Here is a 21,537-nt window from a genome sequence, read left to right as displayed (position 1 = left end):
CGCCTACTGGCGTACGGTCCAGTGGTCGTCGGCCCCTGCCCGGATGAAGTTCAACCGCGGGCAGAGGAAGTCCTGTCCGGACGGATTCTCCTCGGTCCACGGCGAGTCGGACGGGCTCGCGGGCTTCCACGTGCCGTTGCGGCGCAGCTCTATGGCGCTGCTGTCGAAGACGGTGTCGCGCGCCTCGGTGCAGTAGTAGCCCGTGCCGGTCGAGGGGTTCACGCTCGCGTATATCTCGAACATGTCCCAGCCGTGGTCGAGCCCGCTCTGGTCCTGGCCGGCCTTGCGGTACAGCAACTCCCATTGCGCCGACTGGTAGTTGTAGAGGTACGACGACCAGCTGTTGCCGGACCCGCTGTCGCGCACCAGCTGGACGCTGTAGGCGAGTTCGTCTCCGGAGGGCTGGGTGTACTTCGCCTTGAAGTCCGCGTCCACGGCGACCGTCTTGGCCGGACCGCCCGCCCCGCACCAGTCCCAGGCCCATATCTCGTTGCCGCTGTTCCAGTAGGCGGTGACCACCTCCATGCAGGAGTTCTGCGCCTTGGTGGTGGGAGCGTAGGTGAAGTTGTCGGCGTCGCTGACCCGGTAGGACGGATCGACGGTGTGGGTCGCGGTGATGCCGTCGTGGGTGCCCGGCTGGGGGAACACGCCCCACCAGTTGTGGGTGGGGTCGGCCTGGTTCTTGCGGAACGTGGTGCTGCGGCCCTTCTTGAGCGCCGCTACGGCGCGGTCCCTCGCCGGGTTGTGGTCCGGCGTGCGGGCCCCGGCGACCGTGCCGCGGTGGGGGGCGTCCGGGGAGGGCGTGGTGGCGGGGTGGGCGGTGGCGGGCTGGGCGCTCTGCATCGAGGCGAGGCCGGCGGTGGCGGTGAGCAGGGCTGCGGCCAGGGCGGTTCTGCGTCGTTTCATGGTGGCTCCTCCAGGACCGTGCGTCATGGATGTGACGAGGGTGGGGGGTGGAGCACGGCTCCCGGCCGCGCGGGTGGGGCGGCGGGGGAGCCGGATGAGCGATTAGTAATGTCCATGTCATTGACGGGAGTGTCAATAGCCACGGAACGTCACCGGAACCCCAAGGGGTGCTTTCCGGCCGCGAGCTGAGGCGAGCGGTGCGCTAGACCCTGTGGCCCCGGTGGGCGGAGGTCGTCCGGACCTGGGTGAGGTGGGCGAAGACGACGAGGTTGCTCTCGTACCCCGTCTTCGCGTTGAACCGGCCCGCGCACGTGATGAGCCGGAGCTCGGGGCGACCTGTCGGGCCGTACACCACCTGGTCGGGGAAGCGCTTCTTGTCGTACGTCTTGACCTTGTCCACGGTGTACACGGCGACCTTGCCGTCGGCGCGGCGGGACTCGATCAGGCGGCCGGGGCGCAGCATTTTGAGGCCCGCGAAGACGGCCGCCCCGGTCCTGGTGTCGAGATGCCCGACGGCGACGGCCGTGCCCAACTCGCCCGGAGTCGCCCCGCCTTGATACCAGCCCACCACCTTGGGGTTGTCCACGGGCGGCGTGGCGAGGTGCCGTTGCGCGTCGAGGCCCAGGGGGATGAGCGGCGCCGTGACGCCGAGGTACGGGATCGCGAGCGAGACCGCCGGGGACGGGGGCAGCGGACGCGGCGCCACCGGACGTGGGGACGCCGGACGCGGAGACGCCGGGCCCCGGCTGTCACCGACCGGGGCGGACGCCACCTTGGTGAACCGGGGCCCGTCGGCGCCAGCCGGGGTGGGCCCGTCGTCCTGGGCCCACCAGACGCCGCCCACCACCAGGGCCAGGGCCAGAGCCGCCGTCCTCGTCAGGCGGTAGGCGCGCGTCCGGTGCCGGGCGATGGGGGCGCGTCTACGCTGCGCCATCGGTGCGGCGTCGGAGTCGGCGGATGTAGAGCACCCCGGCGACCGAGACCAGTCCCACGCCCGCCGCGGCTCCGGCTTGCGTGACGCCCGGAGTCTGAGCGAGGCCGCCGCCGCCCGCGGGCACCCCGCCGACCGGCGTGCCGGCCCTGGACGTGGAGGCCGGCGCGCAGTCGACCTTGAAGACCTTCTGCTTGCCCGCACCGTTGCCGCCTGCGATGTTCCAGACGAGCTTGTACTCCCCGTCGGGCAGCGTCAGCGGGCTGGTGTATCCGGTGCCGGCCGTGAGCCGCACGGCGCCGGTGAGGGTGGCGCCGCCGGCCCTGGCGGGCTGGGGGCTGATGTTCCAGGTGACGCCCTGGACGGTGTCGAAGTTGAAGGCGTCGAGGTAGAAGCCGCAGACCTTCGGGTTGTTGCTCTGGTCGGTGAAGAGCGTTCCCATCGCGTGGATCTTCACGTCGCCGTTGTCGCCCGGGGCGGCGAAAGCGGCCGGTGTGCCGCCCAGGGCGGTTCCCGCGAGGGTGAGTGCCGCGACGGCGGCGACCCGCGTGCGCGGGCTCGTGAAGGCATGGAGTGCTGGGGCAGGCATGCACAGTCCTCTGGGTCGGATGATTGTCATACAAAACGGAGCTCTGTCCGACTCCCTTTCATACCTGCGCGGTGCCGCGCAGACGCCCCGCCGAGAGACCCGCCGAATATCACCCGTCCGCCCCAACGCGACAGGCCCCGGGGCGCGTGGGGCGGCCCCCCGGCGCACGACCGGAGCGTGCGCCGCCGTGCTTCCAGCCTTGCCCGGTCGGCGAGAAATGCCCTGCTGGTGCACTGTGGGCGACGAAATACTGGGCGGTGTTTTCGCGGGGCGAGCCCATCGGTGCCACCGTTCGGCCCGGCTTCCCCGCGCCCATGCGGTCCTGTGCGGCCGGCCCACGAGGTGTGGTCGGCCCGGACCGCCGACGAGAAAGAGGAGTTGCTCCTTATGCGTCGTATCCACTCGTTCGCCGTCGCCTCCGTGGCCCTGGCCGCCGCGCTGGGCGTCGTACCCACCGCGACCGCGGCCCCCGCGGCGCCCGCCCGGGCGGCGGCCTACAACTGCTCACCCGGATACTTCTGCATCTACAGCGGCTGGAACGGTTCGGGAACCCGTTGTCAGTGGTCGCAGTCCAGTCTCGCCAACACGGCGGACAACTGCTCCTTCATCCAGAAGGGCCAGAACGTGCGCTCCGTGTGGAACAAGACGGGGCACCGCGTCCAGTACTACACGGGGACCAATTACCACGCTCGCGTCGGATCCACCGAAGCGGGCAAGGGCGGCAACCTCCAGGGCAACTACCAGATCCGCTCGTTCAAGCCCCAGTAAGCGGCACCCGCGCATCCCGATCGGCACATGAAGAGGCGGCGGCGCTGTGCTTCGCAGAGCACGGTGCCGCCGCTCGTGGGTACGGGGTCTCAGCACTCGGAGTGCTGGACGACCCTCGCGATGGCGTTGTAGACGCTGGGTTCGAAGGTGCCCTGCACCGTGTAGGTGTGGCGCTTGCTCGGCCACATGGTCGGGCTGTCGTAGGTCCCGGTGGTGTACATCGTCTGGCCCGCGCCGTTGTTCAGCTTGAACCGCGAGTGCCAGATGTCCCCGCTGATGGTGCGGGTCGTCCAGGTCGTGGCGTTGAACGTGAGCTTGCCGTCGGAGTAGAGCTGCAGGTGCCCGCCCGTCTGATGGCAGTCACCGACGCTCAGGTCGTCCCAGGTGAACCACTTGTAGTCGGCCGCGACGCCCGAACGAACGGAGCTCCCGTGGGAGTCGGCCGAGGCCGTCGCGGGATTGAGGACGAGGACGGTGGCTCCGATGGCGGCCGCGGTCACGAGGACCCTGCTCGCCCGCCGGAGTACGTTCATGAATCAACTCCCGTGCTGTTGAGGTGACTTGGGATGGCCGGACGGGCAGGTGCTAGCCCGATCCGAAACCCACGCTGCGGGCGGGCAGCGGCGGCGGGCCGGTCTCGTCCCACGTCCCTCCCACGCCCACGATCGCGAGAAGCTGCTGGCAGCCGGTGTCCGCGTAGACGAACGCGGTGGCGTCGGTGTCGTTGCCCGCGTGGGCCGCTCCGCCGGTAAGTGGCAGGCACAGGCCGTTCGGCGGATTGTCGAGCTCGTCGAATGTTCCGGTGTCGAACCGGATGTACGGGAACTTTCCATCGGCCGCCTGGGCGCTGGACGGCAGCAGGGCGATCAGGAGAAGAGCCCCGCCAACCACCGTTCCCAGCCGCCGAATGGGAGCCGCGCGCTTTCCGGACGTCACTTTGCGCGTGGCTTTCCGCAGAGTTTTTCGTGGCGTTATTCGCCTGTGCATAGGCACCCCCCTCTGGGTCCCTCGATGGTTCCTCAGGAAAAATGCCGCTGACAACCGCTCGAATGGGCGCGTACCGACCTGCCGGGCGCCCGCCCGCGCCCGCGCGTCGAGGTGCGCGCTGCGCCGTCCGAGTGACGACGGGGGTGAGTCGCTTTCCGTTCCCATGCCGGTGCAGCACGCTCAAATGGCCCAGCTACAGGGAGAGTTGGACGCAGCCAGGGAGAGGTCGCAGATGCGTGTACTCATGCGTGCACTCGGGCGGGAAATCACGGGCAAGAGGGTGACCAGGTCGGTTCTGGTCGCCGGCGCGGCGCTTTCGCTTTTCACCGCGATGGCCGGGCTCTTCACCGATGCCCAGGCAGCCACGGGCAGCTTCAGCTATCTACGCGCGGACACCGGGGGAATCACCACGATCGACAATCCGCCCGACCATTTCTGTTTCATCCTCAGCGGTGAGGCACTGAGTGTCCACAACGGAACGAACAGCACCGCCATTCTGTACGAGGACGCGGACTGCGACCCGAATCAATTCCTCGATGCGGCACAGCCGGGACAGACCCTGAGCTTCGGCGTACGGCTGCCGCTGAGCGTGCGATTCGGCTGACCGCGGGCTCAGGGGAGGGGGTGCGGAGGCCGTCCCGCGCGGTAGGGGGCGGAAGTCGTCGGGGTCGGGCGGTGAGGAAGTCATCCCGCAGAAGGGCGAGTTGGCGCCCTCGGGGGGCGAGACGGCTTCCGGACGTCGTTACGTCGTTCGTACAATTTGAGTCCGAACGATGTCCTCGAACCATGCCGCCCCCGCGGCGTCGAAGGGGTGTGGCCCGTGCCCGGCCGGCGATCCATCACCGAAGCAGAGCAGCTGGCGCAGGCGAAGCTCGGCGGTGCGCCGATCCGCCATGACCAGATGGCCGTGGTGGCCAACATCTACCGGGCGGCTTCCGCAGTCCGCCAGCACCTGGAGAACTCCGTGCTGCGCGGCTGCGATCTGACGTGGACCGCGTTCGTCGTGCTGTGGGTGGTGTGGATCTGGGGCGAGTCGGAGACCCGCCACGTCGCCGAGGAGGCGGGCATCTCCAAGGGCACGCTGACCGGCGTCGCCCGCACGCTGGAGGCGAGGGGCCTGGTGAAACGGGCCGGTCATCCGACCGACGGCAGGCTCGTACTGCTGAGCCTCACCGACGAGGGGGAGGCGTTGATGCAGGGCCTCTTCCCGCGCTTCAACGAGGAAGAGGCATTCGTGACCGGGCAGTTGGGTGACGCGGAGTGCCGGAGCGTGGCGGACGGGCTGCGGCGGGTGGTGCTGCAGGTGGAGGAGCGGGGGGAGGAGCGGCGGCGCGAGCTGCTGGGCGGGGCGGATCCGGCGCCGCGGCGTAGTGGGCGCCGGCCGAAGGGTTGAGTGGCTCGGCCTGTCGGGGGGCCCGGTGTTGCTGGGGCTTTGCCCCAGCCCCCCCGATTCGGCCCCCACCCACCCCTTCCCGAAACCCTCCGGGGGTTGGGGGGTGCTGGGAGCTCCGCTGGGTGTGTTGCCGGTCGGCTGCGGGCCGGTAGGTGGCTGATTGCGCAGTTCCCCGCGCCCCTTGCGGGATGAGATGCGCTGGGGGAGCTGTTGTGCGGGGGTGTGTGGTTGTTCGGCTGCGGGCCAGTGGGGGCTGGTCGCGCAGCTCCCCGCGCCCCTGGCAGGGTGTGGTGCAGGCGCCCCGCCCGTCCCAGATTTCGAGCCGGCCACGCAGGCATCCCGACCGCGTCCCTCCCAACTTGGTGCCGGCCCATGCGGCACCCCACCTGTTCGCCTCCCCGGGTGGCTCCCATGCGCGGACCCCTAGCCTGTCTGGCGCTTCGCGTGCCGCTGATGCGGGCACCCCCAGCCCGTCCGGCGTTTGAGGACGAGCGCCGTTCAGGCGCGAACGGGGGTCTGGGGGCGGAGCCCCCGAGGGGGGTGCAGGGGACGAAGTCCCCGCCGGGGTCTGGGGCTCGGCCCCAGGGCTCGGTCATGGGTGGGCGGGTGGGCAAATCCGCAGCGGGTTTGGGGCGCAGCCCCAGGGGCAGGGCCGTCCAACCCCTGCGCCTACGGGCGGGCCGGTGGGCGAACTCGCCGGGGGCTGGGGCAAACCCCCAGAGTCTCTCAGCCCCCGGTGTGGGCTGCCGCCCGTACGAGCGCCCCGAACACCCCCCGCTGCGCAGCATCACCGCACGCCGTGTCCTCCGGATGCCACTGCACCGCGACGAACCAACCCCGGTGGCAGGGGAGTTCGAGCCCCTCCACCGTGGCGTCGGCCGCACGGGCCGTGACCGTCAGGCCCATGCCGACGCGGTCGATCCGCTGGTGGTGATAGCAGGACGCGGTCACCTGCGTCGCACCCGTGGCCCGCGCGAGAAGCGTCCCGGGCCTGACGGCCACCCGGTGCACGTAGTGCCGGTGCGAGCGCTCGGGGCCGCCCATGTCCTGGTGCAGGGTGCCGCCCAGAGCGACGTTGACGACTTGCATGCCGCGGCAGATCGCCAGGAGGGGAAGCCCCAACTCCATTGCCTGGTGCGCCACTTCGAGGTCGAAGCCGTCCTGCTCGGCATCGACGTCGTACACGCTCGCATGGGGTTCGGCGGAGTACCGGCCCGGCGCGACGTCACCACCCCCGGGCAGCAGGACGCCGTAGAACCGGGCGAGCCGGGCGCCCACCTCCGCCGGATCCGCCCGGCCGCCCGGCGCATGGGGATGCAGGGTGACCGGCTCGCCGCCCGCCCGCCACACCGCCTCGATCAGCGCACGGGCGTTGACCTCGGCCGCGTACCGCAGTGCCGACGTGGAGGCCGCGAAGCGGGCCGGGATCGCGATCAGCGGGCGCGCGGCGAAGCTCACGGCGTTCCGTCCCGGATCGGCCGGCCCGGGATCGTGATCAGCGGCCGGCCGGCGAAACTCACCGAGCTCTGCCACGGATGATCCACGCCGCCCCCGCGCCCAGTGCCAGGACCACCGGGACGGCGAGCGCGAGCCAGGTGGCCGTCGTCCGGTCGCCGCCGATGAGGGTCGTCAGGTTGGCCAGGATCAGCCAGATGGCGCCCGCCAGGCCGAGCGCGCCCAGCGCCGGGGCGATCAGCGTGTTCCAGAGCCGGGTGTCGAGCTGCTCGCGGCGGAAGAAGACGATCACCGAGACCGAGGTCAGGAAGTACAGCAGCATCATCGCGAGCACCGCCACCCCGCTGAACCAGGAGAACAGGGTGAGCACCGGGTCCTTGCCGGTCAGCGCGAACGGCACGACGAGCAGCACGGCGACCGCCGTCTGCACACTGCCCGCGACCCAGGGGGAGTGCCGCCGGTTCAGGGTGCGAAGGCTTCGCGGGAGGAGGCCTTCCCTGCTGAGCGAGAACAGGTAGCGGTTCGCCGAGTTGTGGAAGGCGAGCATGCCCGCGAACAGCGAGGTGGCGAGCAGCACCGGCAGGACGTCGTTCGCCCAGCCGCCGAACCGCTCGGCGATCGGCGCGAACACGAACGCCGATCCGTCCCCGCCCGCAAGCGCCTTGCTCGCGGCCCCGGTGGCGCCGGAGGCACCGTACGAGCTGACCACCATCCACGAAGTGAAGGCGAAGAAGGCGGTGACCACGACGATCGACAGGTAGGTGGCCCGCGGCACGGTGCGGTGTGGTTCGCGCGCCTCCTCGCCGTAGATCGCGGTCGCCTCGAAGCCGAACATCGATGCCACCGCGAACATCAGCGCCACCCCCGGAGCGCCCTTGAGTGCCGCGCCCGGCGAGAAGCTGTGCGCGAAGCCGAGCCCCTCCGGGCCGCCGCCCCGGAACAGCGTCACCAGGCCGAAGGCGAGCAGCACACTCATCTCCGCGAGGACGAACACCGCGAGGACCTTGGCGCCCATCTCGATGCCGGTCGCGCCGAGCACCTGCACGACGGCCATGGTGGCCAACGCCCATATCCACCACGGCACTTCGGCCCCCGTGTGCTCCTTGACGATGCCGCTCACGGTCGCTCCGTAAAGGCCGTACATCGCGGCCTGGACGGTGCAGTAGGCGAACACCGCGACCGCCGCGCTGCCCGCGCCGCAGGTGCGGCCGAGGCCCCGGCCGATGTACGTGTAGAAGGCCCCCGCGTCGACCACGTGGCGGCCCATGGCGACGAAGCCGACGGAGAACAGCAGGATCACCGCGCCCGCGGCCACGTAGGCGGCGGGCACGCCCGGCCCGTCGCCCAGACCGACGGAGAGCGGGACCGCCCCCGCGATGCCGGTCAGCGGTGCCTGCGCCGAGAGGACCAGGAAGAGGATGCCGAGGACACCGAGCGCGTTCGGCTTGAGCCGTCCGGAGGCGGGGGAGTCCTGCTCGATGGGTTGTCTTGCGGCCGTCCTGCCGTCCACGAGGATCACCTGTCAGGGGCTCGGTCTGCGGGTGGGTGAGAGCCAGAGGCCGAACTCCGTCGGGCGTCGCAGGCCCGGGCGGGGTTCGGACACGGACTCCGAGGTGGTGCAGCACCGCGCCGGGCGTCCCCGTGGCATGCCCGGTGCGGTGCCCGTAGGGGTGCGCCCTATCGGCGCGGCGCCCGGATGCCGCGGAACTCCCAGTCCCCGCCGAGCGCCGTGGACAGCACTTCCTCGGACGCGGTGGGCTGTGCGCCGACGTCGGAGCGGATGGGCGTCGGACCCGCGACGATGTGGTTGGTGAGCCGCCCGAGCCCCTCGACGTCGACCTCGACGACGTCTCCGGGCTGTACGGGACGGGAGTTGGCCGGGGTCCCCGACAGGAGCACATCGCCGGGCAGCAGCGTGATGGTGCGGGCGATGTCGGCCACCAGGTAGTGCATGTCCCACCGCATCTCGTCGGTCGAACCGTCCTGCGCCATCCTGCCGTTGACGTAGGTGCGCAGGTGCTTGTGGCGGAAGTCCCAGTCGGTGACGAGGCCGGGGCCCAGCGGGCACAGCGTGTCGGATCCCTTGACGCGCAGCATCGAACCGGCATCGGTGTCGCGGAAGTCGTGCAGCCCGAAGTCATTGCCGACGGTGTAGCCCGCGATGTACGCGGCCGCTTCGTCGGGGGCGATGTTGCGGGCGGTCCTGCCGATGACGATGGCCACCTCGCCCTCGTAGTTGAGCCACTTGCAGCCCGCCGGGCGCACGACCGCGCCCCGGTGGGAGTTGAGGGCCGAGACCGGTTTGTGGAAGTAGGTGGGTGCGGCCGGCAGCCGGGCCCCGAACTCCGCCACCCTGCTGCGGTGGTTGAGGTGGACCGCGACTACCTTCGACGGCATGACTGGTGGCAGATGCGCGGCCTCCGCAGCCTTCACCCGGCGGCCGTCGCCTGCGACGAGCTCTTCGCCTTCGCGCACGACCTGGACGGCGGAACCGTCGAGCAGGATGCGGCGGTACTCGCTCACGTCAGGCCTCCCGGTCGCGTCGGTGCGGGTGGCGCGGGGCGGCTGACGAGGGTGGACCCGTGCCGGTCCAGCCGTCGGCAGGACGGTCGAACCACAGGTGGACCTGTCCGGTGCCGATGGAGCTCTCGTACGCGCCGTACTGGCGGCCGGGCGCGGTGCACGCGTCGCCGCCGAGTGCGCCCGCCATCATCAGGTAGTGCGTGAAGCGTGCCTCGGGCCTGAACTCCCGGAATTCCGGCATGGTGTGGAGCACCTTGGCGTGGCGGCCCTCCTTGAACCAGGCGATGCGTTCGAGGTCGGCCGCGCGGGCCTCGGGCGTACGGATGTGGGCGGGGTCGCTCGCCTCGTGGCCGCGTAGTTCCCGCAGTGGCCAGAAGGTGTGCGACAGGGCACCGGATGCGATGAGGAGGACCCTGCGGCCGGGTGTCGCGGCGATGCCGTCGGCGAGCGCCCGGCCGAGCCGCAGGTGGTCCTCCATGTCACCGGTCTGGCACACCCCGATGGACAGCCACCGCTTGTCGGGCAGCCCCTCGCCGAGGAACTTCCACAGGTTCACGGTGGCGTAGTGCACCGGAAGGTACGGATCGTCGACGGCGGTGATCCAGGTGCCGTGCCGGGGCCCGAACTCGGCTATGTGGTGGGCGAGTTCGGGGTCACCGGGGAAGTCGTACCGCATCCGGCACATGCCCCGGGGCAGCTCGTCCGAGGTGAACAGGCCCGCGCGCCGGCTCTGTGCGGTGACGACGAACTCGACCGTGGTCGCCCAGTGCGAGTCGAGGACAACGACCGTGTCGTAGCGGTCGCTCTCGAAGACTCCCGCGCGCAACTGCCGCAGTCCGGTGACGAGGCTGATCTCCTCGCCCTCGTTGAGCTCGCGCCGCACCGGCTCTGGCAGCACGATGGTGGGCACGTGTGCGAGCAGGCCCGCCCCGACGATCTCGCCCATGGTCCCTCAACTCCCCGGTGCCGTAACGGTGTTCTTGACGTCGCAGAAGAAGTCGAAGCTCCATGTGCCGCCCTCGCGGCCGATGCCGGACGCGCGCGAGCCGCCGAAGGGGGCCCGTAGGTCGCGTACGAAGAAGCAGTTCACCCAGACCGTGCCCGCCACGAGCCGTTCGGTCACCCGGCGGGCCCGCCCGGCATCGGAGGTGACGACGATCGCGGCGAGCCCGAAGCGGGTGCCGTTGGCGAGCTCCAGGGCCTCGTCCTCGTCCGCGAAGGCCTGGAGCGTGAGGACCGGGCCGAACACCTCCTCCTGGACGATCTCGCTGCCCTGTGCCACATCAGTGAGCAGGGTGGGGCGGTAGTAGGTGCCGCCGAGCTCGGCGTTGGGCGTGCCGCCGATCACGGCTCGTGCGCCGGACGCGATCGCGCGCCGTACGAATCCGTCGACCTTCTCCAGCTGGGCGGGATGGATCAGCGGCCCGATGCCGGTCGCCTCGTCGCGCGGGTCGCCCTGCCGGAGCCGGGCGGCCTTCGTCACGAACCGGGCGGTGAACTCCGCCGCGACGGACTCCTCGACGAGCAGCCGGGTGGCGGCCAGACACACCTGCCCCGCGTTGTCGTACTGCTCCACGGCCAGCTCCACGGCCAGGTCGAGATCGGCGTCCGCGAACACCAACAGCGGTGACTTTCCGCCCAGTTCGAGGCTCAGCGGGGTGAGGCGTTCGGCCGCCGAGGCCGCGATGCGGCGGGCGGTGGGCACCGAACCGGTGAAGCTGATGCGGCGCACGTCCGGGTGGGAGACCAGCGCGCTGCCCGCTTCGCCACCGTAGCCCTGGACGACGTTGAGGACCCCGGGCGGGAGTCCCGCGTCGGCCGCGATGTCGGCGAGCAGCGAGGCGGTGAGCGGCGACCACTCGGCGGGCTTGAGGACCACCGAGTTCCCGGCGGCGAGCGCCGGGGCGACCTTCCAGGTGGCCAGCATCAGCGGCGCGTTCCACGGCGTGATCAGCACGCACGGCCCCGCCGGGTCCCAGGAGACGTGGTTGACGGCGCCGGCCGGGGTCGTGAAGTCGTCGAGGTCCAGGGTGAGCAGCCGGCCGGCGAAGAAGCGGAAGTTGTGCGCCACCCTCGGCATCACCCCGCGCCGGTGGGAGCGGAGCAGCGCGCCGTTGTCGAGGGTCTCGACCTGGGCGAGGTCCTCGGACCGCTTCTGCACGCCGTCCGCGATGGCGTGCAGGATGCGGGCCCGCTCGGCGCGGGGCGTCGCAGCCCAGCCGGGGAAGGCGGCCTTCGCGGCCGCCACCGCCGCGCCGGCCTCGAAGGAGGAGCCGCGCGCCACCCCCGCGAGCGCGCGGCCGTCGATCGGGGAAACATCGGCGAAGGTGGTGGGGGAGCCTACGCGGGCCCCGCCGATCCAGTGCCGCGTGTCGACGGCGACCCCGGCGACGGCGGCGATGTACTCACTCATGACATCATGTCCGTCCTTCGACTGTTCGGCACGGGGCATCCTCCAACTGGTCGGCCTGGAACGGGAGTTACTCGGCTCCCGAGGTGTCGGATTCGAGGAGTCGGCCTCCGTCCCACACGACGCCGACCTGCCGGTAGTACGCCGCGATCGGCTCCCGCACCGCGAGGCGGGCCAGCTCTTCGGTGGGTGATGCGAAGAGTTCGAGGTCCGCGTCCCCCAGCCACGCCTGCCCGGCCTCCGAGGAGGCGGCGCCGGACTCGATGAGCTCGTCGAGGGCGAGGCCCTTGCCCTTCTCGATGGAGGGCAGCCAGCGGTGGTGCGCCATCGGGTGCCCGTTCACGAAGCCACCCGTCGGCGAGGGCTGGCGCAGCGTCACCACGACCTGGGCGAGCCGGCGGTCGGCCGCCGCCAGGGTGGCCCCGAAGCGGGCCCCGGCCTCGATCCGGGGCGCCGGCCCGAACGGGTGCGGCCGGGTCTGGTGGATCGAGCCGAGCTTCTTCGGATAACCCTGGTGGAAGCCGCGTACGACCGCGAAGTCCTTGTCGACCCAGATGTAGACGCAGCGCGAGTAGACCTGCCCCCGGTAGGAGCAGCGCACGACCGCGAACGCCTCCTTGTACTGGGCCCGCACCGGGTCGAGGAGCTCCCGCTTGGACGCCGAACAGGACTGCCAGTCCGCCCAGACGAGCGCGACCGCCCCCGGGTCTTCGGGTGCCAACTCCAGCGGGTGGGGCAGGAGTTCGCGTACGCGCTCCGGATCCGTGCGGTATTCGACCGTGAGGACGTCGCCCGAGTACAGCCATGGGGGCGCGGGGGCGATGGACGATTCGCCGGTCGCCGTCTTGGGATGGAAGTAGCCGCGGACGCTGCTCACGGGGCGACTCCTTGCGGGCTGAGGGCGGGGCTTTCGAGGAGGAGCGGCCGGCGCCGGGCGGCGGCCGCGCCTGCGGCCGGTCCGCCGAGCCCCACCACGCCGACGAGGCGCCCGTCGCGGTGGTAGCCGACCAGCATGTCGTCGTCCGCCTCGCCGTCGAGCAGCCGGACGTCGTCGTGTCCGAGCTCGGGCGAGCCGAAGGACTGGAGCCGGAAGTCGTACTGGTCGCTCCAGAAGGAGGGGAGGGGAGCGAAGGGTGCCAAGTCGGTTGAATGCGAGAGTAGTTGGGCTGCGAGCACCTGCGCGGCGTGCTTGGCCGTGTCGCCGGGGATCGACCAGTGCTCGACCCGGCGCGGCACCCCGTCGTAGCGGGCGTTGGGGAAGCGGGCGACGTCACCGACGGCGACCACGTACGGTAGTCCCGCCCCAGCGGCCTCCGTGCCGCCCGCACCGTCGTCGGCGCGCCGCACCCGCAGGTGCTCGTCGGTGAGCACGCCGTCGGACAGGTCGAGACCGTTCCCCGCCAGCCACTCGGTGTTGGCGACCGAGCCGACCGACTCCACGACCACATCGGCCGCCAGGACCCGCCCGTCGCTCAGGGCGACCCCGGTCACGCGGTGTCCGCCCTCGAACCCGGCGACCCCCGTGCCCAGCGCGAAGCGCACTCCGCGTTCCTCGTGCCTGCGCAGCAGCGCCCCGGCGAGGAGCCCGCCAAGGGGGCGCAGCATCGGCAGGGGCTCTACATCGACGACGGTCACCTCGGCGACACCCAGACCGACTGCGGTGGCGGCCACCTCGCAGCCGATGAACCCGGCTCCGATCACCACCAACCGCACGCCGGGCAGGCTCAGTTCGGCCCGCAACGCGCGCACATCGGCGAGCGTACGGACCGTATGGCGGCCGCTGCCCGGCCCGGACGGTCCGGGGCAGCGCAGCCGCCGAGAGCGCAGGCCGGTCGCGACGACCAGGCCGTCGAAGCCGAGCTCTTCGCCGTCCTCAAGGACGACGACGCGGTCCCGCAGCCGGGCACCCGCCACCCGCGTCCCCAGCCTCCACTCCACATCGGCGGTGTTGGCCCGTGGGGTGAGGGGCAGCGAGGTGAACGGCGCCGTCCCCGCGAGGACCCGCTTGGAGAGCGGGGGCCGGTTGTAGGGCATGTGGGGTTCGTCGCCGACCACCGTGATCGGGCCGGTCCAGCCGGCGGCGCGCAACTGCTCGGCGGCGCGCAGGCCGCCCAGCGACGCCCCGGCCACGACCACGCGCGCGGTCACGGCGCTCAGGCCTCGATCCGGATGGCCTGCATCGGGCAGACGTCGGCGGCTTCCTCCACGTCGGCGCGGAACGCTTCACCGGGATCGCCGAGGTAGGCGAGGTGTCCGCTGTCGTCGAGGCGGAAGACATCCGGGGCGGCGAACACGCACTGCCCGTGGTCCTGGCACTTGTTCATGTCGACGGCGACCTTCATGGGCCGACTCCCTGTGACCGACCTGCGTAACCGAGCCGTATGACCAAACCGCTCGACCGGCGCCGCTCGGCTCGACCGAACTCGTTTGATACCAAACAACTTTGATACCAAACAACATAGAGAGGTGTCGCCGAGGGGTCAATGCCCCTGCCGTGATGGGGAGTTCATGCCCGGACCCTTGCGGGATGCCGCCTCGCGTCCATACCGTTTGAAGCCAAACCAATAGCGTGCGCTCAGCCCGAGGAGACGTCGGTGAGTGCTCAAGTTCCGTCAGATGCAAGGCAGTTCATGGAGCGGCTGTCCGTCGAGGGTATCGATGTGGTCCGGGTGACCTACCCAGACCTCATGGGCACCGACCGCGCCCGGGACGTGCTCGTCGACCAGCTGCCCGCGGCCTGCTCGCACGGCCTCTCGTTCTGCCGCGCGGTCTACCACACGAGCCCGCAGGGCGATGTCGTCCCGATCGCGGGCGGCCTGGACGCGGGGCTCCCCGACATCGTCGTGCGCCCCGACCTCGACACGCTCCGCACGCTGCCCTGGGAACCCGGCGTCGCCTCCTGTCTGGGCGATGTGACCGACCCGGCGACCGGCGCGCCCGCCCCCGAATCGCCGCGTGCCCTGCTGCGCGCGGTGCTTGCCCGATGCGCGGAACACGGACTGCGCCCGGTCGCGGGCCCCGAGCTCGAATACTTCCTGTGTGATCCGGACCCCGGCGCACCCGACGGCTGGCGGCGGTACAGCGCGGCCGCGGGCGCTGTCTACACCGCGGGACTGCGCGCCGACCCCGACAACCACCTCCTGCGGACCCTGCGGATGCTGCGAGATCTCGGCATCGGGATCACCCACGGCAACCACGAATTCGACGGCTCGCAGTTCGAGATCAACCTCGTGCACTCCGAGGCGCTGGGCGCCGCCGACCGCGCCTTCCGGCTGAAGGCCGCCGTCAAGGAGCTCGCCCGCAAGGAGGGCAGGCTCGCCACGTTCATGGCCAAGCCCTTCAACGACGCGGGCGGCTCGGGGTTCCATCTGCACCTGTCCTGCGAGGCGGGAGCCGAGGGTGAGACGCGTGCGGGGGGCGCCGCCGGTGACGTGGGGGAGACCCGGAACGTCTTCGACGACCCCACCGGCCCCTACGGCCTCTCCGACACCGCCCGGCACGCCATCGCCGGTCTGCTCGCGCATGCCCCGGCGCTGGCCGCCCTGGTCAACCCGACGATCAACTCGTACAAGCGCTTCGGGCCGGACACGGTGGCCCCCTGGCTCGTCGACTGGGGTCTGGACAACCGCAGCGCGATGGTCCGCATCCCGCCCGAGCGCGGTTCCGGCGCCCGGCTCGAACTGCGGCTCGGCGATGCCAGTGCCAACCCGTACGTACTCATCGCCGCGACCATCGCCGCCGCGCTGCTCGGCATCCAGGCCGCCGAGGAGCCGCCCGCGCCGCTGGAGGGGTACGGCTACGACACCGCCAGGTCCGCCCTCCTTCCGGACTGCCTGCCGAGTGCGCTCGACGCCCTCGAAGGGGACACCGCGCTCACGGGAATCCTCGGCAAGGGCTTCACCGCTGCCTACCTCGCGTACAAGCGCAACGAGGTCGAGCGCTTCCAACAGCACGTGACGGACTGGGAGTTCACGGAGTACGCCTACCACCTGTGACCCGCGCAGGCGCGCCGACCGCACGCGTCCCCCCGCCGCAGCTCAGCTCAAGGAGCACCGATGGCCGAGGCCAGCCCCGCCGCGTACGACCCGATCCCCCTCGACGACGTCGACCTCGCCGACCTCGACCGGTTCACCGACGGCATCACCCCGTGGCGCATGTTCCACACCCTGCGCCACCGGGACCCCGTCCACTGGCAGCCCGAGCCGGCCCCCAACTCGGGGTTCTGGGCGGTCACCCGCCACGAGGACATCGTCCGCGTCGACCGGGACGCCGACACCTTCACCTCCACCAGATTCGTCAACCTCGAAGAGCTCGACGACGACCAGATCAAGAAGCGGGCCTCCATCCTCGAACTGGACGGGGCGCGCCACCGTGCGCTGCGCGGCCTGCTCCAGCGCCAGTTCGGGCAGCACGTGATCAACGGCTACGCCGACTTCCTGCGCGGCCTGACCGCCAGGACCCTGGACGCGGCCCTGGCGAAACCGGCCTTCGACTTCGTGGAGCACGTGTCCGCCGACTTCCCCATCAACGTCCTCGCCCGGCTCCTGGACGTGCCGCCCGAGGACAACCGGAGGCTCATCGACTGGGGAAACCGCATCATCGGCCACACCGACCCCGACTACGCCGACGTGCTCCTCGGCAGCGCGGAGAGCGAGCGGTACCGGGACCTGCCGTTCCGCTCACCGGCCTCCATCGAGGTCTTCGAGTACGGCCGCGAACTCGCCCGGCAGCGCCGCGGCGGCCGGGGCACCGACCTCGTCTCGCGGCTCGTCAACGAGACCCCGCGCGATCAAGTCCCGCTCAGTGACCAGGACTTCGACAACTACTTCCTCCTGCTCGTCGTCGCGGGCAACGAGACGACCCGGCACGCCATCTCGCACACCATGCTGGCCCTGATCGAGCACCCCGAACAGCTCGACCGGCTCCGCCGCGACCCAGCCCTCATCCCGGCCGCCGTGGAGGAGTTCCTGCGCTGGGCCTCGCCCGTCTACCACTTCCGCCGCACCGCGACCCGCGACGTCGAACTCGGTGGCAAGCGGATCAGGGAGGGCGACAAGGTCGTCATGTGGTACGCCTCGGGCAACCGCGACGAGCGGGTCTTCGCCGACCCGTACGCCTTCGACGTCACGCGCACCGACAACGACCACGTCACCTTCGGCAAGGGCAGCCCGCACCTGTGCCTGGGCAACCTCCTCGCCCGTACCGAAGTCCGCATCATGTTCGAGGAGTTGATCCCCCGCATCGCCGACATCCGCCTGACCGGGGAGGTGCCCCGCGTCCGCTCCAACTTCGTGAACGGCATCAAGCGGCTTCCGGTGGAGGTCACCCCCGCCTGATGCGAGGTGTGCGCCTCGGGGGAAGATCGGTGGGGATGCCCGCCCCGACCAGCGCAAGGACCCCGCGTGACACTGAACCCGGATCTCCCGCAGCCCTTCGATGCCGCCCACTTCGCCGATCCGTACGCGACCTACGAGCGGTTGCGCGAGGAGGCGCCCGTCCACCACGTACGGCTGCCGGACGGATCCGAGGTCTGGCTGGTGCTCAGGGAGTCGGACGTCCGCGCGGGGCTCACCGATCCCCGGTTCTCGGTCAACAAGGCCCACGCGGGCAACGGCTACAAGGGGTTCTCGCTGCCGCCCGCCCTGGACGCCAATCTGCTCAACATCGACCCCGACGACCACTTGCGCCTTCGCCGGCTCGTCTCCAAGGCCTTCACGCCGCGCTATGTGGAAGGAATGCGGCAGCAGATAGAGGACGCCTCCGAGCAGCTCGCGGACGCGTTCGCCGAGCGGCTGAAGGCCGACGGCGCCGTCGACCTGATCACCGCGTTCGCCAATCTCCTTCCCGTGGCGCTGATCGGTGACCTGCTCGCCGTGCCCGAGGCCGACCGGCACGCCTTCGCCGGATGGGTCACCACCATGCTGGATCCGGGGAGTTCGGGGGAGCTTGTCGCGGCGATCGGGCACATCCACCGCTTTCTGCTGGACCTGGTGGCGGACCGCCGCGCGGAGCGCGGCGACGACCTCCTGTCCGAACTCATCGCAGCACGTGACGAAGGCGACCGGCTCAGCGAGGACGAGCTCGTCTCGCTCGCCTTCCTCATCCTCATGGCGGGCAGCGAGAACACCCAGCACGTCATCAGCAGCGGACTCCTCGTCCTGCTCGACCACCCCGACCAGCTGGCCGTGCTGCGCGCCGACCCGGGGCTCATGCCGCGGGCCGTCGAGGAGCTGCTCCGGTACGTGAACCCCAACCAGATGGCGATCCGCCGTTTTCCCACCGAGCCGGTGGAGATCGGCGGGGTCACCGTCCCGACCGGCGACACCGTCCTGCTCTGCCTCGCCGCCGCCCACCGTGACCCGGAACGCTATGCCGACCCCGACCGCTTCGACATCCACCGCGAGGACACCACCCACCTCGCGCTGGGCCATGGCATCCACTACTGCCTCGGGGCCGCACTCGCCCGCATTCAGCTCCACAGCGCTTTCAGCACCCTGATACGCCGATTCCCCGAGCTGGCCCTCGCCGTCCCGTCCGGCGACCTCGCCTGGCGCACCTCCTTCCGCTCGCACGCCCTCAGGGAGCTGCCTGTCCGCTTGGGGCTGTAGATGCGGCCGTAACCGCAGGCCCATTGCCCGGTGAACACCCCTGTGGTTAGCCTGTGTTCGTCATTCCGGTCGGTGGCCGGAGTTTCGAACAAGAAGGGTGGGTGGCCGAGCATGGGCCGACTGGTTCCCGCGGTGACCAGGGCGCTGGACGTCCTCGAACTCTTCCTGGAGAGCGAGGGGAGCCTCTCCGCGCCCGATGTCACGCGCCGGCTCGGGCTGCCCCGCACCACGGTCCACGAGCTGCTCACCACTCTGGCTGCCCGCTCCTACCTGGCGCCGGTGCCCGAGCAGCCCGGCCGCTACCGGCTCGGCGTACGCACCTACCAGCTCGGCAGCCGGTACGCCGAGCAGCTCGACCTCGCGGCCGAGGGGCAGCAGGTGGCCCGCGAGGTGGCGGAGACCTGTGACGAGACCGTGCACGTCGCGATCCTTGAGGACACCGACGTCATCTACATCGCCAAGGTCGACTCCACCCACGCCGTCCGCATGGTCTCCGCCGCCGGCCGCAGGCTGCCCGCGCACTGCACCTCCGTCGGCAAGATGCTGCTCGCCGTGCTGCCCGAGGCCGAGCTCGACGCCCGCCTCGAAGGGCGCGAACTCGTCGCCATGACACCGGACAGCATCACCGACCCCGCCGCCCTGCGCACCGCCCTCGCTGAGATCCGTGCCCGCGGGACCGCCGTCGAGCACCGCGAGTCCAATGCCGACGTCAGCTGCGTGGCGGCGCCGGTCAGGGACAACACGGGCCGGGTCGTCGCCGCGCTCTCCATCTCCGTTCCCATGATCAGGTGGAGCGGCGACCGCGAGGCCGAGCTCGCCGAACTCGCTCAGAAGGGCGCGGGCGACCTCTCCGTGCGGCTCGGCCACCGAGGTGTGCGGTGAGGTACGAGCTCGCGGTACGGGAGTGGGCCGAGCTCGGCGAGGGGCCGACGTGGGACCCGGCGACGGGACGGCTGATCTGGGTCGACATCCTCTCCTCGCGGATCCACAGCTACGATCCGGCCGACGGCCGCCGCACGGTCATGGCCACCGAGCAGCACGTAGGTGCGGCCAGGCCGCGCGTCGGGGGCGGCCTTGTCGTCAACCTCCGGGACGGCGTCGGTCTGTACGGCCCCGACGGCGGGTTCCGCTGGCTCCTCCACGCCCCCGTGGACGGCCGGCGTGCCAATGACGCGGCGGTCGCTCCCGACGGGGCGCTGTGGGCCGGGACCATGCGCTACGACGAGGCGCCCGGCGGCGGCACCCTGACGAGGATCGCCCCGGACGGCACCGCGGCCGAGATCCTCGGTGACGTCGCCGTCAGCAACGGCACCGGCTGGAGCCCGGACGGGCGGCTCATGTACTACATCGACACCTCGACCCGGACCATCGATGTGTTCGACTTCGACGGCCAACTCGCCCACAATAGAAGAGAGTTCGTCTCGGTCGAGGCCGCTGCTGGGGACCCCGACGGGCTCACGGTGGACGCGGAGGGCGGCGTCTGGGTAGCGCTGTGGGGCGGCGGTGCCATCCGGCGGTACGCGGCCGACGGCAGTCTCGACCAGGTCGTCGAGCTGCCCGTGCGGCGCCCCACCGGCTGTGCCTTCGGCGGCCCGGACCTCACCGATCTGTACATCACCACCGCCCGCGCGGGACAGGCCGCACCACACCCCCTGGCCGGTTCGGTGCTCGTACTTCCAGGGGCGGGGCGTGGCCTGCCCGCCACACCTTTCGCTGGGTGATGGGCCGTCAAAGGCCGTGTGCCCCAGAGGGATTCCTCTGAGGCACACGCACGCGTCGAGCCTCAGCGAGTCGAGAACGAATGCACCGTCGACGTGCGGTACGTCGTGCCCGGGCGCAGCACCGTCGACGGGAACGACGGGTGGTTGGGCGAGTCCGGGAAGTGCTGGGTCTCCAGGCAGAGGGCGTCGCCCTGGCGGTAGGTGCGGCCGGAGGTGCCCTCCAGGGTGCCGTCGAGGAAGTTGCCTGTGTAGAACTGCAGGCCCGGCTCGGTCGTGTACATCCGCATCACCCGGCCCGACGACGGGTCGGTGAGCGTGAGGATGTGGGCGGGCGAGGTCGAAATGCCTTTGTCCAGCGCCCAGTTGTGGTCGAATCCCTTGGCGTGGACCAGCTGCTCGCCGCCGTCGCGGACGTCCCGGCCGATCGGCTTCGTACGCCTGAAATCGAAGGGCGTGCCCGCCACCCGGGCCAGTTCGCCGGTCGGGATGAGGCCCGCGTCGGTGGGGGTGTAGCGCGCGGCGGCCAGCTCCAGGGTGTGGTCGTAGACGGAGCCGCTGCCCTCGCCCGTCAGGTTGAAGTAGGTGTGGTTGGTCAGGTTCACGACGGTCGGCCGGTCGGTGGTCGCCTCGTAGTCGATCCGCCAGTCGCCGCGAGCGGTGAGGGTGTACGTGACGCGGACCTTCAGTGCGCCGGGGTAGCCCATCTCGCCGTCGGGGGAGACCCGGGTCAGGACGAGCCCGGTCTCCGAGCCGTGGGTGAACGGCTCCACCTGCCACATCTGTTTGTCGAAGCCCTGGGTGCCGCCGTGCAGACTGTTCGCCCCGTCGTTCAGGGGGAGTTGGTAGATGTGGCCGTCCAGCGTGAACCGTCCCGCCGCGATGCGGTTGCCGTACCTGCCGATCAGGCCGCCGAAGTACGGGCTCTTCGCGACATAGTCGGCGAGGTTGTCGAAGCCGAGTGCGATGTTCGCCAAGTGGCCGCGGCGGTCCGGGACTTCGAGCGAGTGGACCACCCCGCCCCAGGACAGGACCTGGAGCCGGGTGCCGCCGTTGGCCACGGTCCAGAGGTCCACCGCGGTGCCGTCGGCCAGGGTGCCGAAATGCCTCTTGGTAGGGGAGCGGCGCGGCCCGGCCTGGGCAATCCCGGCGCCGAGCGCCGTCGTCGCGGCGAGACCGGCGGCGCCTGCCGCCAGTACCGTACGTCTGCTGGTCTTCATGGAGCGACTCCTTGAGGGAGTTCGGGGAG

The 21,537-nt window shown here is 71.0% G+C and carries 22 protein-coding genes; 8 read left to right on the top strand and 14 right to left on the bottom strand.

All coding sequences use genetic code 11. The features are described from left to right. Positions 1-3: 3 nt before the first annotated feature. From ADK54_RS27485 to ADK54_RS27475, 3 genes are all read right to left on the bottom strand, one after another. Positions 4-906, bottom strand: a complete 903-nt coding sequence (locus ADK54_RS27485; RefSeq protein ID WP_234392216.1) for a carbohydrate-binding protein — start codon at positions 904-906, stop codon at positions 4-6. A gap of 202 nt (positions 907-1,108) precedes the next feature. Continuing rightward, the gene (locus ADK54_RS27480) at positions 1,109-1,840 is read right to left on the bottom strand and encodes a class F sortase (protein WP_053728421.1); all 732 of its coding nucleotides are present in this window, start codon (positions 1,838-1,840) and stop codon (positions 1,109-1,111) included. Then, entirely contained in the window at positions 1,827-2,426 is a 600-nt protein-coding gene (locus ADK54_RS27475) for a hypothetical protein (protein ID WP_053728420.1), read from the bottom strand. The genes ADK54_RS27480 and ADK54_RS27475 overlap by 14 nt, the downstream gene beginning before the upstream one ends. A 387-nt stretch (positions 2,427-2,813) precedes the next feature. Between ADK54_RS27475 and ADK54_RS27470 the strand changes: the two genes are divergently transcribed. Then, the gene (locus ADK54_RS27470) at positions 2,814-3,194 is read left to right on the top strand and encodes a peptidase inhibitor family I36 protein (protein WP_053728419.1); all 381 of its coding nucleotides are present in this window, start codon (positions 2,814-2,816) and stop codon (positions 3,192-3,194) included. Positions 3,195-3,283: 89 nt separating this feature from the next. On the opposite strand, the gene ADK54_RS27465 is transcribed toward ADK54_RS27470, so the two are convergent. Together ADK54_RS27465 and ADK54_RS27460 are read right to left on the bottom strand one after the other, a co-directional pair. Next, positions 3,284-3,727, bottom strand: coding sequence for a DUF6294 family protein (locus tag ADK54_RS27465; RefSeq protein ID WP_053728418.1), 444 nt, complete (start codon positions 3,725-3,727; stop codon positions 3,284-3,286). A gap of 52 nt (positions 3,728-3,779) precedes the next feature. Next, positions 3,780-4,085 (bottom strand): hypothetical protein, encoded by a 306-nt coding sequence (locus ADK54_RS27460; protein ID WP_053728417.1) that lies wholly within the window; start codon positions 4,083-4,085, stop codon positions 3,780-3,782. A 328-nt stretch (positions 4,086-4,413) separates the two neighbouring features. On the opposite strand from ADK54_RS27460, the gene ADK54_RS27455 reads away from it, so the two are divergent. After that, complete coding sequence (locus ADK54_RS27455) at positions 4,414-4,785, top strand: hypothetical protein (RefSeq protein WP_053728416.1); 372 nt, start codon at positions 4,414-4,416, stop codon at positions 4,783-4,785. A gap of 216 nt (positions 4,786-5,001) precedes the next feature. After that, positions 5,002-5,574: a MarR family winged helix-turn-helix transcriptional regulator gene (locus ADK54_RS27450; RefSeq protein ID WP_053728415.1), complete on the top strand. Its 573-nt coding sequence runs from the start codon at positions 5,002-5,004 to the stop codon at positions 5,572-5,574. A 726-nt stretch (positions 5,575-6,300) separates the two neighbouring features. Here ADK54_RS27450 and ADK54_RS27445 read toward each other — a convergent pair. The 8 genes from ADK54_RS27445 to ADK54_RS27410 all read right to left on the bottom strand — a co-directional run bounded on the left by ADK54_RS27445 (position 6,301) and on the right by ADK54_RS27410 (position 14,304). Next, on the bottom strand, positions 6,301-7,032 hold the full coding sequence (locus tag ADK54_RS27445; protein WP_053728414.1) for a gamma-glutamyl-gamma-aminobutyrate hydrolase family protein: 732 nt from the start codon (positions 7,030-7,032) through the stop codon (positions 6,301-6,303). A 58-nt stretch (positions 7,033-7,090) separates the two neighbouring features. Further along, on the bottom strand, positions 7,091-8,539 hold the full coding sequence (locus ADK54_RS27440) for an APC family permease (protein ID WP_053728445.1): 1,449 nt from the start codon (positions 8,537-8,539) through the stop codon (positions 7,091-7,093). 167 nt (positions 8,540-8,706) lie between these two features. Then, complete coding sequence (locus ADK54_RS27435; protein ID WP_053728413.1) at positions 8,707-9,552, bottom strand: fumarylacetoacetate hydrolase family protein; 846 nt, start codon at positions 9,550-9,552, stop codon at positions 8,707-8,709. A 1-nt stretch (position 9,553) separates the two neighbouring features. Then, complete coding sequence (locus ADK54_RS27430; protein ID WP_053728412.1) at positions 9,554-10,498, bottom strand: 3,4-dihydroxyphenylacetate 2,3-dioxygenase; 945 nt, start codon at positions 10,496-10,498, stop codon at positions 9,554-9,556. A gap of 6 nt (positions 10,499-10,504) precedes the next feature. Next, complete coding sequence (locus ADK54_RS27425) at positions 10,505-11,965, bottom strand: aldehyde dehydrogenase (RefSeq protein ID WP_053728411.1); 1,461 nt, start codon at positions 11,963-11,965, stop codon at positions 10,505-10,507. Positions 11,966-12,032: 67 nt separating this feature from the next. Next, positions 12,033-12,839, bottom strand: coding sequence for an acetoacetate decarboxylase family protein (locus ADK54_RS27420; RefSeq protein ID WP_053728410.1), 807 nt, complete (start codon positions 12,837-12,839; stop codon positions 12,033-12,035). After that, positions 12,836-14,110 (bottom strand): NAD(P)/FAD-dependent oxidoreductase, encoded by a 1,275-nt coding sequence (locus tag ADK54_RS27415; RefSeq protein ID WP_053728409.1) that lies wholly within the window; start codon positions 14,108-14,110, stop codon positions 12,836-12,838. Before ADK54_RS27415 ends, ADK54_RS27420 begins: the two co-directional genes overlap by 4 nt. A 5-nt stretch (positions 14,111-14,115) precedes the next feature. Next, positions 14,116-14,304 carry a ferredoxin gene (locus ADK54_RS27410; protein WP_053728408.1) on the bottom strand — a complete coding sequence of 63 codons (189 nt, stop codon included), beginning with the start codon at positions 14,302-14,304 and terminating at the stop codon, positions 14,116-14,118. Between the two features lie 288 nt (positions 14,305-14,592). Between ADK54_RS27410 and ADK54_RS27405 the strand changes: the two genes are divergently transcribed. The 5 genes from ADK54_RS27405 to ADK54_RS27385 all read left to right on the top strand — a co-directional run bounded on the left by ADK54_RS27405 (position 14,593) and on the right by ADK54_RS27385 (position 20,291). Further along, the gene (locus ADK54_RS27405; protein WP_107090624.1) at positions 14,593-15,957 is read left to right on the top strand and encodes a glutamine synthetase family protein; all 1,365 of its coding nucleotides are present in this window, start codon (positions 14,593-14,595) and stop codon (positions 15,955-15,957) included. A gap of 60 nt (positions 15,958-16,017) precedes the next feature. Further along, positions 16,018-17,298 carry a cytochrome P450 gene (locus ADK54_RS27400; RefSeq protein ID WP_053728406.1) on the top strand — a complete coding sequence of 427 codons (1,281 nt, stop codon included), beginning with the start codon at positions 16,018-16,020 and terminating at the stop codon, positions 17,296-17,298. Positions 17,299-17,364: 66 nt separating this feature from the next. After that, complete coding sequence (locus ADK54_RS27395; protein WP_053728405.1) at positions 17,365-18,570, top strand: cytochrome P450 family protein; 1,206 nt, start codon at positions 17,365-17,367, stop codon at positions 18,568-18,570. Positions 18,571-18,681: 111 nt separating this feature from the next. Further along, positions 18,682-19,452: an IclR family transcriptional regulator gene (locus tag ADK54_RS27390; RefSeq protein ID WP_053728404.1), complete on the top strand. Its 771-nt coding sequence runs from the start codon at positions 18,682-18,684 to the stop codon at positions 19,450-19,452. After that, positions 19,449-20,291 (top strand): SMP-30/gluconolactonase/LRE family protein, encoded by an 843-nt coding sequence (locus tag ADK54_RS27385; RefSeq protein ID WP_053728403.1) that lies wholly within the window; start codon positions 19,449-19,451, stop codon positions 20,289-20,291. Before ADK54_RS27390 ends, ADK54_RS27385 begins: the two co-directional genes overlap by 4 nt. Before the next feature lie 62 nt (positions 20,292-20,353). On the opposite strand, the gene ADK54_RS27380 is transcribed toward ADK54_RS27385, so the two are convergent. Next, positions 20,354-21,508 (bottom strand): aldose epimerase family protein, encoded by a 1,155-nt coding sequence (locus ADK54_RS27380; protein WP_053728402.1) that lies wholly within the window; start codon positions 21,506-21,508, stop codon positions 20,354-20,356. Positions 21,509-21,537: the final 29 nt, after the last annotated feature.

This window comes from Streptomyces sp. WM6378 (assembly GCF_001279695.1).
In the GTDB taxonomy this organism is placed as follows: domain Bacteria; phylum Actinomycetota; class Actinomycetes; order Streptomycetales; family Streptomycetaceae; genus Streptomyces.
Note: the sequence above shows the minus strand (reverse complement) of the source record. Positions and strands in the feature narration are given on the sequence as shown.

Excerpts from the sequence above, each read along its gene's own strand:
- ADK54_RS27485 (WP_234392216.1), bottom strand. The coding sequence starts at position 906 with ATGAAACGACGCAGAACCGCCCTGGCCGCAGCCCTGCTCACCGCCACC.
- ADK54_RS27480 (WP_053728421.1), bottom strand. The coding sequence starts at position 1,840 with ATGGCGCAGCGTAGACGCGCCCCCATCGCCCGGCACCGGACGCGCGCC.
- ADK54_RS27475 (WP_053728420.1), bottom strand. The coding sequence starts at position 2,426 with ATGCCTGCCCCAGCACTCCATGCCTTCACGAGCCCGCGCACGCGGGTC.
- ADK54_RS27470 (WP_053728419.1), top strand. The coding sequence starts at position 2,814 with ATGCGTCGTATCCACTCGTTCGCCGTCGCCTCCGTGGCCCTGGCCGCC.
- ADK54_RS27465 (WP_053728418.1), bottom strand. The coding sequence starts at position 3,727 with ATGAACGTACTCCGGCGGGCGAGCAGGGTCCTCGTGACCGCGGCCGCC.
- ADK54_RS27455 (WP_053728416.1), top strand. The coding sequence starts at position 4,414 with ATGCGTGTACTCATGCGTGCACTCGGGCGGGAAATCACGGGCAAGAGG.
- ADK54_RS27430 (WP_053728412.1), bottom strand. The coding sequence starts at position 10,498 with ATGGGCGAGATCGTCGGGGCGGGCCTGCTCGCACACGTGCCCACCATC.
- ADK54_RS27425 (WP_053728411.1), bottom strand. The coding sequence starts at position 11,965 with ATGAGTGAGTACATCGCCGCCGTCGCCGGGGTCGCCGTCGACACGCGG.
- ADK54_RS27410 (WP_053728408.1), bottom strand. The coding sequence starts at position 14,304 with ATGAAGGTCGCCGTCGACATGAACAAGTGCCAGGACCACGGGCAGTGC.
- ADK54_RS27405 (WP_107090624.1), top strand. The coding sequence starts at position 14,593 with ATGGAGCGGCTGTCCGTCGAGGGTATCGATGTGGTCCGGGTGACCTAC.
- ADK54_RS27400 (WP_053728406.1), top strand. The coding sequence starts at position 16,018 with ATGGCCGAGGCCAGCCCCGCCGCGTACGACCCGATCCCCCTCGACGAC.
- ADK54_RS27390 (WP_053728404.1), top strand. The coding sequence starts at position 18,682 with ATGGGCCGACTGGTTCCCGCGGTGACCAGGGCGCTGGACGTCCTCGAA.
- ADK54_RS27380 (WP_053728402.1), bottom strand. The coding sequence starts at position 21,508 with ATGAAGACCAGCAGACGTACGGTACTGGCGGCAGGCGCCGCCGGTCTC.